This window comes from Halomonas kalidii, from assembly GCF_030010475.1.
GTDB classification, from domain to species: domain Bacteria; phylum Pseudomonadota; class Gammaproteobacteria; order Pseudomonadales; family Halomonadaceae; genus Halomonas; species Halomonas heilongjiangensis.
Genome location: NZ_JASCQN010000008.1, coordinates 24,650 through 38,034, shown reverse-complemented (window position 1 = coordinate 38,034; position 13,385 = coordinate 24,650). Strand labels below are relative to the sequence as shown.

Annotated in this window: 12 protein-coding genes and 1 pseudogene; 7 read left to right on the top strand and 6 right to left on the bottom strand. The window is 69.1% G+C overall.

Going from position 1 to position 13,385, the window contains the following annotated elements; all coding sequences use genetic code 11:
- Positions 1–41 precede the first annotated feature (41 nt).
- From QLQ85_RS00720 to QLQ85_RS22840, 3 genes and pseudogenes are all read left to right on the top strand, one after another.
- The gene (locus tag QLQ85_RS00720; protein ID WP_282737267.1) at positions 42–983 is read left to right on the top strand and encodes a pirin family protein; all 942 of its coding nucleotides are present in this window, start codon (positions 42–44) and stop codon (positions 981–983) included.
- 38 nt (positions 984–1,021) lie between these two features.
- Entirely contained in the window at positions 1,022–1,600 is a 579-nt protein-coding gene (locus QLQ85_RS00715) for an antibiotic biosynthesis monooxygenase (RefSeq protein ID WP_102627182.1), read from the top strand.
- 275 nt (positions 1,601–1,875) lie between these two features.
- Positions 1,876–2,019: pseudogene (locus QLQ85_RS22840) on the top strand (peroxidase-related enzyme); the annotation flags it as partial.
- Between the two features lie 6 nt (positions 2,020–2,025).
- Here QLQ85_RS22840 and QLQ85_RS00705 read toward each other — a convergent pair.
- Both QLQ85_RS00705 and QLQ85_RS00700 read right to left on the bottom strand, forming a co-directional pair.
- Positions 2,026–2,967 carry an HNH endonuclease gene (locus tag QLQ85_RS00705; protein WP_282737265.1) on the bottom strand — a complete coding sequence of 314 codons (942 nt, stop codon included), beginning with the start codon at positions 2,965–2,967 and terminating at the stop codon, positions 2,026–2,028.
- Positions 2,968–2,991: 24 nt separating this feature from the next.
- On the bottom strand, positions 2,992–3,672 hold the full coding sequence (locus QLQ85_RS00700) for a hypothetical protein (RefSeq protein WP_282737264.1): 681 nt from the start codon (positions 3,670–3,672) through the stop codon (positions 2,992–2,994).
- A 227-nt stretch (positions 3,673–3,899) separates the two neighbouring features.
- Between QLQ85_RS00700 and QLQ85_RS00695 the strand changes: the two genes are divergently transcribed.
- From QLQ85_RS00695 to ilvD, 3 genes are all read left to right on the top strand, one after another.
- Complete coding sequence (locus tag QLQ85_RS00695; protein ID WP_282737263.1) at positions 3,900–5,306, top strand: sodium:solute symporter family transporter; 1,407 nt, start codon at positions 3,900–3,902, stop codon at positions 5,304–5,306.
- Positions 5,303–5,998 carry a TenA family protein gene (locus QLQ85_RS00690; RefSeq protein ID WP_282737262.1) on the top strand — a complete coding sequence of 232 codons (696 nt, stop codon included), beginning with the start codon at positions 5,303–5,305 and terminating at the stop codon, positions 5,996–5,998. Before QLQ85_RS00695 ends, QLQ85_RS00690 begins: the two co-directional genes overlap by 4 nt.
- Positions 5,999–6,113: 115 nt before the next feature.
- Complete coding sequence (gene ilvD, locus QLQ85_RS00685) at positions 6,114–7,802, top strand: dihydroxy-acid dehydratase (protein ID WP_282737261.1); 1,689 nt, start codon at positions 6,114–6,116, stop codon at positions 7,800–7,802.
- 78 nt (positions 7,803–7,880) lie between these two features.
- Here ilvD and QLQ85_RS00680 read toward each other — a convergent pair whose 3' ends face one another.
- From QLQ85_RS00680 to senA, 4 genes are all read right to left on the bottom strand, one after another.
- On the bottom strand, positions 7,881–9,368 hold the full coding sequence (locus QLQ85_RS00680) for a PhnE/PtxC family ABC transporter permease (RefSeq protein ID WP_282737260.1): 1,488 nt from the start codon (positions 9,366–9,368) through the stop codon (positions 7,881–7,883).
- A gap of 2 nt (positions 9,369–9,370) precedes the next feature.
- On the bottom strand, positions 9,371–10,018 hold the full coding sequence (locus QLQ85_RS00675) for an ATP-binding cassette domain-containing protein (protein WP_282737259.1): 648 nt from the start codon (positions 10,016–10,018) through the stop codon (positions 9,371–9,373).
- Positions 10,019–10,023: 5 nt separating this feature from the next.
- Complete coding sequence (locus QLQ85_RS00670; RefSeq protein ID WP_282737258.1) at positions 10,024–10,896, bottom strand: putative selenate ABC transporter substrate-binding protein; 873 nt, start codon at positions 10,894–10,896, stop codon at positions 10,024–10,026.
- Between the two features lie 103 nt (positions 10,897–10,999).
- A complete protein-coding gene (senA, locus tag QLQ85_RS00665; RefSeq protein WP_282737257.1) occupies positions 11,000–12,349 on the bottom strand; it encodes a selenoneine synthase SenA in 1,350 nt (449 codons plus the stop codon).
- A 43-nt stretch (positions 12,350–12,392) separates the two neighbouring features.
- Here senA and senB point away from each other — a divergent pair, with 43 nt between their 5' ends.
- Positions 12,393–13,385: a selenoneine biosynthesis selenosugar synthase SenB gene (gene senB, locus QLQ85_RS00660; RefSeq protein ID WP_282737256.1), complete on the top strand. Its 993-nt coding sequence runs from the start codon at positions 12,393–12,395 to the stop codon at positions 13,383–13,385.

Sequence of the window (13,385 nt, the reverse complement as noted above, 5' to 3'; positions counted from 1 at the left end):
GAGGGCCGAGCCCCATTCGCCAGTTTCGGAAGGATACCCCCATGAGCACTCTCGTCGATGATCGCGACCTGGCCTCGTCCCGCGACTGCCCGGTCGTCGAGGGCAAGCGCCAGGTCCAGCATGTCGCGCCCCGTACCGCCGATGTGGGCGGGATTCCCGTCAATCGGGTCTTGCCCTCCCGCCACCGTCGCCTGGTGGGCGCCTGGTGCTTCCTCGACCATGCCGGACCGGCCGTCTTCAAGGGCGATTCCCGTGGGCTGCGCGTCGGCCCGCATCCGCATATCGGCCTGCAGACCTTCACCTGGATGATCGAGGGCGAAGTGCTGCACCGTGACAGCCTGGGCAACCAGCAGGTGATCCGTCCCGGGCAGGTCAACCTGATGACCGCCGGACGCGGCATCAGCCATACCGAGGAGTCGGTGACCGGCGAGACGCACCTGCATGCCGCCCAACTGTGGATCGCCCTGCCGGAGGCCGACCGCCGCACCGACCCGCGCTTCGACCACTACCCGGAGCTGCCGCGCTGGCAGGAGGCGGGGGTGGACTTCACCCTGCTGACCGGCGAATTCGCGGGACGGCGGGCACCGACCCTGGCCTTCTCGCCGCTGGTGGGCCTGGATCTCGTCAGCCGGGAGGCGAGCCCCCTGCGGCTGACGCTGCGGGAAGACTTCGAGTACGGCGTGCTGCCCCTGGAGGGCGAACTGGACATCGAGGGCGACACCTTCCTGCCCAACGAGCTGGCCTATCTGGGTTGCGGGCGCGAGGCCGTCACCCTGTCCCTCCCGGCGGGTGGCCGGGCCATCCTGGTGGGGGGCGAGCCGCTGGACGAGGAGATCCTGATCTGGTGGAACTTCGTCGGCCACAGCAAGGCCGAGATCGCCGAGGCGCAGCGGGACTGGGAAGTCGGCAGCGCGCGCTTCGGCAGCATCCCCGACTACGACGGTGAACCGCTGATGCCGCCGCCACTGCCCTGGCAGGCATAGCGAGACGCCAAGGTTTCCCCCACCGCGAAGGACATCGCATGACCGAACTCCAATCCGCAGCGCCATTGTCGGGCGGCGATGGCGTCACCATCCGCATCCATCACCGGGTCCGCCCCGATGCCAAGGACCGTTACGAGACCTGGCTGCGTCAGATCATCGAGGCCGCCTCTCGTTATGCCGGTCACCAGGGTGTGCATATCCTGAGACCCCACGAGGGCGGCCAGGACTACGAGATCGCGGTGCGCTTCGCCTCCGAGGCCCAGGCCGAGCGCTGGCGCTCGTCCGACGACCGCCGCGAGCTGATGGACGACATCCGCGACGCCCTGCAGCAGGATGAAGCCGTCGAGATCCTCAGCGGCATCGACTACTGGTTCACGCCGCCGACTGCCACCAGCAAGCAGCCCGTACGCTGGAAGCAGTGGCTGGTCACCACGGGCGTCATCTGGCCGCTGACCCTCGTGGTGCCGCTGCTCTGGCAGCCGCTGTTCTCCCTCTTTCCGCTGCTCGATACCTGGGGGCTACGGCACGGGATCATCGCCGCCACCATCGTGGCGTTGGTGGTGTATGTGGTCATGCCGCGAGTGGTGCGGCTGGTGGCAAGCTGGATGTTCAAGTAGCGCTCGGGCGGGCGCCCCTCCATCAGTCGGTGACTAACGCTGGATGGGCGAGCGCAGGCAATGGTCAGGCAAGGGGGAGCCCCTGAGGTCTCCCCGCGACTTTCGAGAAGATGGCGGCGTGATGGGCGACGATCGGCACGAAGCCGGCTCCACCGGCGCCGGCCATCAACCACCAGTCAGTGCAGGTAGCCATAGGCACCGGTCAGCCCCGGCAGCAGCGTCCGGCCGCACCGGCGTTGTTGGGAATTGGGAGGGTATTCGCTGGCGATCCCGTCGAGGCCGGCTTCACCCTCGACGACATCTGGGACATCGGCGGCATCGCCGCCTTCTTCGGCATGTCCAACCGCCTGGTCACCCTCGCCGGCACCCCGCCCAACGAGGAGTTCTACCTGATGGGCCGGGTGCCAAGGGAGAAGTGAGGCACCCTACTTCATGAGGAACTGATGGTAACGCAGCTCAAGGGCTTCTCTGTTGGGCCTTTGCTCCGGGCTACGGGGAAGTGAGATTTTCTGGCCATTGAGCTGCTTCATGCTTTCAAGTAGTGGGCCATCTTTGGTTGCCAGCAGCTCCCCATTGAGATGGATTCTATAGTCTGTATCGATACCGACCAAGCCGGCATCATAGGCCCGGTGGTGAAGGCGAGTAAGCGAAATCCCGTTACTGACCTCGACAGTACTGGCCTGATGGTTGTCGGGAATGATATGGGCAGCCTCAAGCAACTGAGGTACGGGCAACCCCGTCATGGCACAGCGATTGGAGTAAGCTTGCATGACTCTGGCACGAAATTCCGCTTGGTGTACTCGGGCCTTAACCTCACGGATGATGTAACGTTTCTCAAGGTTATCAACTTGGTATGCTGCTGTTGGCTCAGCTACATTTCGCATGACGCCGATTTGGTCATGCATGCTGATGTGACACATTTCCCGAGCAGTGTCGACGCTATCGATATAGCAAGGCCACAAAGGAAAATATCGGCCAGGCGCGACTCCCATAAGGTAAATGATTGGATCTTTTCGTTCGTAGCTGATCACCAGCTGACGATTCGCTGGTTTCGCGAGTCCTCCTGACTCAAGAGAGTACCAGAAGCCTCCCTCGTCGCTGGTGCCATCCGAATAGATATTCACGCGCCCCTTCTTCGGTACGACCGTCTTAATGCTCAGGATACCGTTGGGCATCTGCTTGGGCTTGAAGATGCCAATTGCCCGGCTTGCCAGGAAAAATGAATCTGTGTCGAGTGGAACAGGCTCAGCGAGAGCCTCCCAAGGGACATCGCCAGCGTACTCGTTGGCGATGGTTTTCAAGCGCTGGAACGCTGCTTGTCGAATCCGGGTATCGATATTCAGCAAAGCAGCCTCCCATGTAATCATGACCTATCTATACCCACATGCTAATCAAGCAGACTGGTTTTGACACTCCTCCAGGAGCTGCAGCACTGGCATGAGCTGGCTCTCGTGCAGCAGCAGCACGCTGTCGCCGGCCTCGCCCTCGATGGGGGCAACTACGGCGAACTCGCCTTCCTCCAGGTGGAATTCGTGGATCTCACGGGGGCCGTCGGGCGTCTCGCAGTGGATGGAGCGGTAGGCGTCGTCCTCGCCGTAGGTGAGGCGGTGGTAGACCTTGAAGAAGGTGTAGAGCATGAGCCCCCGCTCGAAGGCGGGCCAGCGGGCGGGGCTGGTGCGGGTCTCGCCGTCCAGCGCCTGGCCCCGGGCTTCGGCGGCGGCGATGGCGGCGGCCAGCGGTCCGGCCAGCAGCGAGGCGTCGTCGCGAGGCAGGGGCGCCTGGGCCTCGAAGGCCCGGTGATAGCGGGTGGCGACATCGCGCAGGTCGTCCAGCGAGCCGATCCGGTGGTCGCTGTGCTTGAGGTCGGTGGGCTCGAAGTAGCCGTTCACCCAGCCATGGATCACGCGCAGGAGCAGCCGGTCGTCGGCCATGGGCTGGCCGACCAGCGCCTCGACGGCCACGCGCAGGTGCAGATGGCGTTCGGGGACGAGGTTGTCGAAGGCGGAGTAGGGATCGGCGAAGATCGCGTGCAGGCGCCCGGGGGCGTGTTCCTTGGCTTCGGTAAACGGCATGCGCGGTTTCCTGCGAGGGTGACGTTCGAAATCCGGTGTGGTTGTGTCATTCTAGTGGGTCGAACGTTATGTCGGCCCTTGCGGCCATAACTTGAGGTTCGTTCACGATTTTACATCCACTGTCGCCAGGGGAGTCCCGCCGCGTTGCTCGGGGCGGGGCTGAGAGGGCGCCACATGGCACCGACCCTGGAACCTGACCCGGTTCACACCGGCGGAGGAAGCGCGACATGCCCTACCTGACGTCTGCCGTGCTCGGCGCGGCGCTGTTCTGTTTTGCCGTTCTCGGTTTCAGGGCCCGCCGGGCCGGCGGCCCCCTCGACGACTATGTCACCGCCCGCAACTCCCAGACCGCCTCGACCCTGGGGCTGTCGTTCCTGGCCTCGAGCATGGGCGCCTGGATTCTCTTCGCCCCGCCGGAGATCGGCGCCTTTGTCGGCCCGGTGGCCCTGGCCGGCTACGCCATCGGCTCATCGCTGCCGTTCCTCGTGCTGGGGCTCTACGGACCGGCGATCCGCCGCCACCTGCCGGAAGGCCGCAGCATCGGCGAATTTGCCGAGGCCTGCTACGGTCCCGGGGTGCGCCGTTGGGTGTCGCTGGTCTCGATTCTCTACATGGCCTGCTTCCTGGCGGCGGAACTGACCGCCATCGGTGCCATCGCCGCGCTGCTCTCCGAGGTGCCACCGGCGCTGGTGGTGATCGGCGTGGCGGTGGTCACCCTGGTCTATACGGTGCTGGGGGGGCTGCGCGCCAGCCTGGCCACCGACCGCTGGCAGGCATGGCTGCTGCTGGCCCTGCTGGCACTGGTCGGTGGGGTGGCGGTATGGCGGTTGCCGGAGATGCCGGTGGGGGCGGGGCTGCCCTCGGTGCCGATGGGCAGTGCCCTGAGCGTGGCGCTGACGCTGGTGATCGCGGTGACCGCGGCCAACCTCTTTCATCAAGGCTACTGGCAGCGCATCTGGGCGGCCGAGAACGATCGGGCGCTGGGCCGTGGCGCCCTGCTGGGCGGGGTCAGCACCCTGCTGGTGATCCTGGCGATCGGGGCCCTGGGCATGCTGGCGGCCATGAGCGGGCTGCCGCTGGGCGAGCCGCCGATTCCCTTCTTCGCGCTGCTGTCCGCCGCGCCGGCGTGGCTGGGCCTGCCGGCCCTGGTGCTGGCGGTGACCCTGGTGGCCTCCAGCGTGGATACCCTGCAGAACGCCATTGCCTCGCTGGCGGTGGCCAGCGCCGGCCGGCGCGGGCTCTCCGTCGGGGCGGCGCGTCTGGCCACGGTGGTGCTGATGGTGCCGGTGGTGTGGGTGGCGCTGCAGGGGCTCTCGGTGCTGCGCCTGTTCCTGATCGCCGACCTGCTGTGTGCCGCCATCGTGGTGCCGGTGTTGCTGGGCCTGTGGCGGCGCATGAGCCCGCTGTCCGCGGTGGCCGGCGGGGTAGCGGGGATGCTCGGCGCCGTCCTGCCCGGCTGGGTGGCCCAGGGCAGCCTGGCCGGCGGGGTGCTGGTGGCCAGCTTCCCGGACAGCATCCCGACCCTGCCGCCGTTCCTCGGCGCGCTGCTGGCATCGACCCTGGTCAGCCTGTTGATCGCCTGGCGCCGGCCGGCTTCCCGCTTCCCCCTGGCACGCGAAGGAGACGCCCGATGACCACCCGCTCGACCTGGAACGCCTGGGCCGCCGGCCGCGAAGCGCCACGCCTCACCGACTGGCTGCGTGAGATCAGCGAGCCCGACTGGACGGCCACGGTGGCCCACCCGCTGTTCGATGCCCTGGCCGAGGGGCGGCTCTCCGGCGAGGCCTTCGCCGCCTACATGGTGCAGGACTACGGCTTCGTCGACCCCTTCACCGCGCTGATCGGCCATGCCATCGGCCATGCACCGGGCATGGCCGACCGCGTGGTGCTGGGCCAGTTCATGGGCATGCTGACCAGCGACGAGAACAGCACCTTCCAGCGCACCTTCGATGCCTTCGGGGTACCGGAGCAGGTTCGCCTGGCGCCCGACTACCTGGCGCCTACCCGGGACTTCCGCGGCCTGCTGCACGACACCGGGATGCACGGCAGCTACGCCGAGATGCTGGCGGTGCTGGTGGTCACCGAGTGGCTCTACCTGGAATGGGCCCTGCGCGTGACACGCGTCGAGGGTCTGCACCCGCTGATGGGGGAGTGGATCGACCTGCATGACAACCCGGCCTTCCGGGACTTCGTCGCCTGGCTGCGCCGGCGCCTGGACGAGGAGGCGGCACGGCTGGACGAGGCCGGCTTCGCGCGCATGGCCGAGCGCTTCCGCGAGACGGTGGCCAGGGAGCGGGCCTTCCACGACGCCGTGCATTCCCGCTGAGGCCATCGCCGGCAGGGCAGCAGGGGCGGGGCCGTCGCCCCGGGCGGGTTGCCAGGCCGGCCTGCGCCAGCCACCCTCTGAAGGTCAATCTCGATCGACCAGAGGAGGCCCTGCCATGAGCGATACGCCGAAGGATCCCCGCCGCCGCCACTCCGCCACGGTGGTGGATGGCCCCGGCAAGGCGGCCAGCCGTGCCATGCTGCGCGCGGTGGGCTTCACCGACGAGGATTTCGTGAAGCCCCAGGTGGGCATCGCCTCGACCTGGAGCAACCTCACCCCCTGCAACAGCCATATCGACGAGCTGGCCGAGCGCGCCAGCGCCGGTGCCGACGGGGCCGGGGGCAAGGGGGTGATCTTCAACACCATCACCATCTCCGACGGCATCGCCAACGGCACCGAGGGCATGAAGTACTCGCTGGTGTCGCGGGAGGTGATCGCCGATTCCATCGAGACGGTGGCGGGCTGCGAGGGCTTCGACGGCCTGGTGGCGATCGGCGGCTGCGACAAGAACATGCCGGGTTGCCTGATGGGCCTGGCGCGGCTGAACCGGCCCAGCGTCTTCGTCTACGGCGGCACCATCCTGCCCGGTGCCGGGCACACCGATATCGTCTCGGTGTTCGAGGCCATGGGCGCCTATAGCCGCGACGATCTCGACCTGATCGAGGTGAAGCAGATCGAGGAGACGGCGATTCCGGGCCCCGGCTCCTGCGGCGGCATGTACACCGCCAACACCATGGCCTCGGCCATCGAGGCGCTGGGCATGAGCCTGCCGGGCAGCTCGGCGCAGAACGCGGTGTCGCAGGCGAAACGCGACGACTGCGAAGCCGCCGGGGCCGCGGTGCTCGAGCTGCTCGAGCGCGACATCAAGCCGTCGGACATCATGACCCGCGAGGCCTTCGAGAACGCCATCACCGTGGTGATCGCCCTGGGGGGGTCGACCAACGCGGTGCTGCACCTGATCGCCATGGCCAGCACCATCGGGGTCGAGCTCTCCCTCGATGACTTCACCACCCTCGGCAAGCGGGTGCCGGTGCTCGCCGACCTGCGCCCCAGCGGCCACTACATGATGAGCGAGCTGGTCGAGATCGGCGGCATCCAGCCGCTGATGAAGACGCTGCTCGACGCCGGCCTCTTGCACGGCGACTGCCTGACGGTCACCGGCCGGACGCTCGCCGAGAACCTGGCAGGCGTGGCGCCCTATCCCGAGGGGCAGGCGATCATCGCCCCGCTGGAGGCGCCGCTCAAGGCCGAGAGCCACCTGCGGATCCTCTACGGCAACCTGGCGCCGGAAGGGGCGGTGGCCAAGATCACCGGCAAGGAGGGCACCCGGTTCTCGGGCACGGCACGGGTCTTCGGCTCCGAGGAGGAGGCCCAGGCGCGCATCAACGACGGCAGCGTGGTGGCCGGCGACGTGGTGGTGATCCGCTACGAGGGGCCGAAGGGCGGGCCGGGCATGCGCGAGATGCTCACCCCGACCTCGGCGATCATGGGCCGGGGGCTCGGCAACGACGTGGCGCTGATCACCGACGGGCGCTTCTCCGGTGGCAGCCACGGCTTCGTGGTCGGCCATATCTCGCCCGAGGCCTTCGACGGCGGCCCGCTGGCGCTGGTGGAGGACGGCGACGTGATCACCATCGACGCCGAGGCCGACACCATCGAGGTGGGGCTTTCCAACGAGGAGCTGATGCGTCGCCGCGCCGCCTGGCGGCAGCCCGCGCCGCGCTACACCCGTGGCGTGCTGGCCAAGTACGCCAGGGCGGTGAGTTCCGCCTCCACCGGCGCGGTGACCGATCTGCCGGACTGATCCTGTCCCGAGTCCCATCGAGAGACGCCCCTGCCGGCTTGCCGGCAGGGGCGTTTGTCTCTCGGATCGCCGGGCCGGTTACGGCTCGCTCTGGGCGGTGTGGCTCAGGCGCAGGCGGGCGCGTAGCCGCCGGGCGAGAATATCCACGCCGATGTTGAGCAGGGCGGTGATCACGATGAGCACCAGGGCGCGGTCGAAGCGCAGCTCCTGGATGGCGCTGTCGACGTAGAAGCCCAGGGTGGTGATGCCGAGGATGCCGAGTATCGCCGTCTCGCGCATGATGATCTCCCAGCGGTAGAAGAGCAGCGCCAGGAAGGGGCCGTAGACCCGCGGCGCCACCTCGTAGACGTAGCGGTTCATGCCGCCGGGGGCGTCCTGGCGCAGGTGGAGCTCGTTGCTGCGGCGCCCGACCAGGTGGCCGATGATGCCGCCGTTGTGCAGCGCCAGGGCGACCACCGCCGGCAGCATCGAGGGTCCCCACAGCTGCAGCAGGATGAAGGCCAGCAGGTACTCCGGGGTGGAGCGCATCACCACCAATACCCCATGCCCGAGGGCGCCGCGCACCCGGCCGGTGAAGTGGCGCCCCGTGAAATGATGAGAGACGAGCGGGAAGAGCGTCATCGCCAGCGCGCCGGTGAGCACCATGGCGATCTGGGTCAGCAGCAGGGTATTCCAGATGCCGGGCAGGGCCTGGTGGACGAGCAGCTCGCCCAGCCAGGGCAGCAGGCCGTCGAGCCCCTCGCCGTGGCGCAGCGGGGCAGGCACGATGTCCTCGGTGAAGAAGCGCGAGACGTTGCTCCACAGGATCGGCAGCCCGGTGCCCAGCAGGAAGGGGGAGGCCAGCAGGTAGAGGGGCAGCAGCCGTGGCCGCACCCACAGCCGCAGGGAGGCGATGAGGGCGTAGAACAGCAGCAGCAGCGCGCCCACCGTGCCGTAGTGGCCCTGGGCGAAGGCGCCCGCGAGGTGAAACCCCAGGGTAGGCATGCCGACGAAGCCGAGCACTGCGCTGGAGCGCAGGCCGCACTCGAGCCGGTAGGCCGTATAGCTGACCAGGTGCGGCCAGGCCTGACTGATGCGGGCGTAGACCAGCGCCGAGAGCCGCCCGGCGCGCCGCGGCAGGGTGCGTTCCGGCTGCGGATCGCCCTCGTCGAGGATCTCGGCATAGACCTTGGCGAAGGTGCCGGCGTAGGGGATGGCGATGGCCAGTACGCCGGTGATCGGGTGCAGGCCGAAGCTCTGCAGGAAGATCAGCGCCCAGAACAGCTCATGGATGGCGCGGATGAAGGCGCAGAAGGTGCGCACCCAGACATGCCCGAAGAACAGGGCCAGCAGCATGCCCGCCGCCGCGCCGAGCCCCACGCCGACGAAGGCGAAGGCCAGGGTCCGCAGCAGGGCCTCGCCGAGGAGGTCGACGCGGGAGAAGTCGGGCTGGATCAGCCCCATGAACAGGCGACCCAGCGCCTGCCAGGGGTCGTGGGTACTGATCTCGAAGTCGCCGAACAGCAGACACACCCCGGCCAGCAGGATCAGCCCCAGGGTGACGCGGCGGGTGGCGGTCAGCGGCATGATCAGTAGAGCGTCAGGAGGTCGGTGGCGGCCAGGCGTTGGCTGGGCTGGTCGATGGCGATGGCGCCATCCTGGATGCCGATCACCCGGGTGCAGTAGCGCAGCGCCAGTTCCACGTCGTGCATGGCCAGCACCGCGGTCGGATAGGCCTCGGTCAGGGCGCTCAGGACCACCTCGGAGAGGGGCCCATCCAGGGCCGAGACCGGCTCGTCGGCGAGCAGCATCCCGCCGCCCTGATGGATGACCCGCGCTACGGCGACGCGCTGGCGTTGCCCGCCGGAGAGTTCGCCGCAGGGGGTCCAGAGCTTGGGATCGAGGCCGAGCCGGATGAGCAGGGCGTCGATCTCCGCCACGTCGGCTGGCCGCGGGCGCACCAGGGTCAGTAGGTTGCGCCACCAGGAGTGGCGGTCGAGCCGGCCCATGTAGACGTTGTGGAACACCGAGAGTGTGGCCACCAGGCCGAGGTCCTGGGGCATCAGGGCGGCCCCCTGGTCGCGCCAGCGGTCATACATCACCGACAGCAGCGTCGACTTGCCGGCACCGCTGCGGCCGACCAGCGCCACGCGCTCGCCACGCGCCAGCGTCAGGCTCAGCGGGCCGAGCACGCGGGTCTCGCCATAGGCGGCGACGGCATCATGCAGCGCCAGCATGGTCATCAGTCGAGCAGCCCCAGGGACTGCGCGACCTCGAGGATTTCCCGGTAGTCGTCGTTCTCGGCCGGGACGAAGCCCGAGCGCGGGAAGCTGGCCAGCAGCTCGGGATCATCCATGTCGAGCAGCGCCTGCTGCAGGCGGTCGGTGAAGCCGTCGCCGAAGCGCTCGTCGACATCGCCGCGGACCGTCCACTGGTAGTCGGGGTAGGGCGGTGTCTCCCAGATCACCCGGACGCGCTCGTCATCGACGCTGCCGCTCGCCACCTCGTTCTCCCAGGCCTTGTAGCTGACCACCCCGGCCTGGTAGGCGCCGGACTGCACCACCGCGATGGTGCGGCTGTGGTTGCCGCTGAAGCCGACCCGCTCGAACAGCTCCTCGGGCGACGCCCCGAGGTCCCGGCGCAGGAAGTATTCCGGCATCAGGCGCCCGGAGGTCGAGCTCCGGGAGCCGAAGCTGAAGGTCAGGCCGCGCAGCCCCTCGGGGGCGCTGTCGCCGTCATGGGGCTCGAGGCCGGTGGCCCGGTTGGCGATGACGTAGCTCTTGTACTCGGGATCCTCCACGCCCTGGGCGATGGCCCGGGAGCCCGGCACCAGCTGGCGTGCCTGGACGCCGGTGAAGCCGCCGAACCAGGCCAGTTGCACCTGGTTGTTGCGGAAGGCGGTGACCGAGGCGGCGTAGGAGGTGACCGGAATGAAGCGCACCTCGACATCGAGCGCCTCGGCGAGGTAGTCGGCCACGGCCTGGAAGCGCTGCTGCAGGCGCGTCTCATCCTCGTCGGGAATGGCGGTGAACACCAGGGGCTGGGCGGCGGCCAGGGGCGGGGTAACGAGAGTGACGAGCAGGACGGCCAGCGCAAGGGGCAGGTGTCTGAGCATGGGGAGAGTAGCCCTTGTGGAACGTTGAAAGTGGCCAGCGGCACCCGAGGCAGCTGGAAGGGGCATGATACCGAAAATTGCCGAGGCATCCCGTGTCGGACACTCAGGCGGCGCAAGTGCGAAACCCCGCCAGGGTGTCGTTACGGTCCGGGGTGAAGAAGTTGCGGTAGCCGGTGTGGATCAGCCGTGATCGCGTGGCCCAGGCACCGCCGCGCAGTACGTAGCGCCCTTCCTTGAACCAGGGGGCCGAGTAGTCACGGTAGAGCTCGGGCTCGAATCCCGGGAAGGGACCGAAGGGCGAGGCCGTCCATTCCCAGACGTTGCCCAGCATCTGTCGGCAGCCGAAGGCGCTGTCGCCGTCGGCAAGCGCCGCCACGTCGAGGCGTCCCAGGCGCCAGCCATCCAGGTTGGCCAGGCCGGCCTCCGGCGGCGTGTCGCCCCAGGGGTAGCGGCGCTTGCCCGGCGCCAGGGCGCGGCCGTCGGCACTCGGCGCCCGGCTGGCGGCGACCTCCCATTCGGCCTCGCTGGGCAGGCGGCGCCCGGCCCAGCGACACCAGGCATCGGCCTCGAACCAGCTGACATGCACGACCGGCTGATGGGGGGCCAGCGGCCGCCAGCGATCGAAGGCACGCTCTTCCCAATGGCCGACGTCGGCGCGGCGCCAGTAGACGGGCGCCTGCAGGCCCTGCTGCTCGCGCCACTGCCAGCCGGCCTCGCTCCACAGCTCGCGTCGCCGATAGCCCTCGTCGTCGACGAAGGCGGCGAAGTCGGCGTTGGTGACCGGCGCCCGGGCGATCGAGAAGGGCGCCACCTCGACCTCCATGGGCGGCTTCTCGTTGTCGAACCGGAAGGGCAGGGTCGCGTCGGAGCCCAGCCGATGGCGCCCGCCGGGGATGTCGACATCCCCGGGCAGTGCCCCGGCGGGCGTCTCGGTGGCGGGCGCAGTGGTGAGATGGCCCCGGGGTGGCGTGCCCAGCGCGGGGGGCGGGTCGCCCAGGGTCTGGCGCGTGTAGAGGAAGGCCTCGCCGTGCATGTCCTCGTGCAGCGTGGTGAGCTGATAGACATAGCTCTGGGCGGCACTGGCATCGCCGTCGGGCAGGCGCTCGAGCATGGCCTGCTGTACCCGTGACAGGTAGTCCAGGGTGGCCTCGCGTGACGGCAGCGGTAGCGACCAACGGTCGTCATGGGCGATGCTGCTGGAATCGAACAGCCGGTCGGCATCGGCGAGGCGGTAGTCGGGCAGGCCATAGAGACCGCGCAGGGCGAAGTGGTCGTGGAAGTAGCCCAGGTGGCCGAGTTCCCACAGGGGGGGATTGACGATCGCCAGCCGCGGGCCGAGTTCGCGGGCCTCGAGGATGTCTCGCATCAGCGCCAGGCTGCGTTCGCGGGCGTCGGTGAGCATCGCCGCCAGTTCGTCGGCGGCCCTGGGGGGTGTCGGAGGCGTCTGGATCATGCCGACCTCGTGGATGGAGTGGGACGGTGAGGGAGTGTGGATAGTGTTGAAGGTAGCCCTGATCACACCGGCGGGTCGAGGGTCGCACGCCGGCAACCGGGCCACGGCGACCCGCTGGGCGGGGCTGCTGCAGGAGCTGGGCTGCCGCGTCCGCCTCGCCGGGTCCGAGGATGGCCCCGATGCCTGCCGCCTGGCCGGCCAGCCACCGGACCTGGTGCTGGCGCTGCATGCCGTTCGCAGCCACGCGGCCATTCGCGCCTGTCGCGCCGCCTTTCCGGAGTGTCCGCTGGTGGTGGTGCTGACCGGGACCGACGTCTACCGCTTCCAGCACAGCCACCCCGAGGCGTTCCTCGATAGCCTCGCCGCGAGCGATGCCCTGATCGGCCTGCATGATTGCCTGGCCGAGGACCTCCCGCCGCGCGTCCTGCCGCGCCTGCATGTCGTCCACCAGTCGGCGAGGCCCCTGCCGCCCCGGGCCCCGCGGCCCGGCCGGCGCCGGTTCGAGGTGCTGGTCGCCGGCCACCTGCGCGAGGAGAAGGACTCGCTGCGCGCGGCCCTGGCCGTTCGCGAGCTGCCGTCGGCGTCGCGGCTGCGCGTGGTGCAGCTCGGCGGCGCCCACAGCCCCGACTGGGCCGACGCCGCCCGCGACGAGATGGCAGGCAATCCGCGTTACCGCTGGCTCGGCGACCTGCCCCGCTGGCGGGTGCGCCAGTGGATGGCCCGGGCCCGGCTGATGGTGATCAGCTCGCGCATGGAAGGGGGCGCCAATGTGGTCAGCGAGGCCTGCGTGGCCGGCCTGCCGGTGCTGGCCACGGCGATCCCCGGCAATCGCGGCCTGCTGGGCGAGGACTACGCCGGCTATTTCCCGGTGGCCGACACCGCGGCCCTGAGGGACCTGCTGCGCCGCGCCGAGGCCGAGCCGGCGTTCGTCGACCGGCTGCGCCGTCAGGTGCTGGCGCGCGCGCCGCTGTTCCGCCCCGAGGCCGAGCGGGAGGGGCTGGCGCGGGTTATCGCCGCCTGCGGGCTCACTCCCTGA

Excerpts from the sequence above, each read along its gene's own strand:
- QLQ85_RS00670 (WP_282737258.1), bottom strand. The coding sequence starts at position 10,896 with ATGCTCAGACACCTGCCCCTTGCGCTGGCCGTCCTGCTCGTCACTCTC.
- QLQ85_RS00690 (WP_282737262.1), top strand. The coding sequence starts at position 5,303 with ATGACCACCCGCTCGACCTGGAACGCCTGGGCCGCCGGCCGCGAAGCG.
- QLQ85_RS00700 (WP_282737264.1), bottom strand. The coding sequence starts at position 3,672 with ATGCCGTTTACCGAAGCCAAGGAACACGCCCCCGGGCGCCTGCACGCG.
- ilvD (WP_282737261.1), top strand. The coding sequence starts at position 6,114 with ATGAGCGATACGCCGAAGGATCCCCGCCGCCGCCACTCCGCCACGGTG.
- QLQ85_RS00705 (WP_282737265.1), bottom strand. The coding sequence starts at position 2,967 with ATGATTACATGGGAGGCTGCTTTGCTGAATATCGATACCCGGATTCGA.
- senA (WP_282737257.1), bottom strand. The coding sequence starts at position 12,349 with ATGATCCAGACGCCTCCGACACCCCCCAGGGCCGCCGACGAACTGGCG.
- QLQ85_RS00715 (WP_102627182.1), top strand. The coding sequence starts at position 1,022 with ATGACCGAACTCCAATCCGCAGCGCCATTGTCGGGCGGCGATGGCGTC.
- QLQ85_RS00680 (WP_282737260.1), bottom strand. The coding sequence starts at position 9,368 with ATGCCGCTGACCGCCACCCGCCGCGTCACCCTGGGGCTGATCCTGCTG.
- QLQ85_RS00720 (WP_282737267.1), top strand. The coding sequence starts at position 42 with ATGAGCACTCTCGTCGATGATCGCGACCTGGCCTCGTCCCGCGACTGC.
- QLQ85_RS00695 (WP_282737263.1), top strand. The coding sequence starts at position 3,900 with ATGCCCTACCTGACGTCTGCCGTGCTCGGCGCGGCGCTGTTCTGTTTT.
- QLQ85_RS00675 (WP_282737259.1), bottom strand. The coding sequence starts at position 10,018 with ATGCTGGCGCTGCATGATGCCGTCGCCGCCTATGGCGAGACCCGCGTG.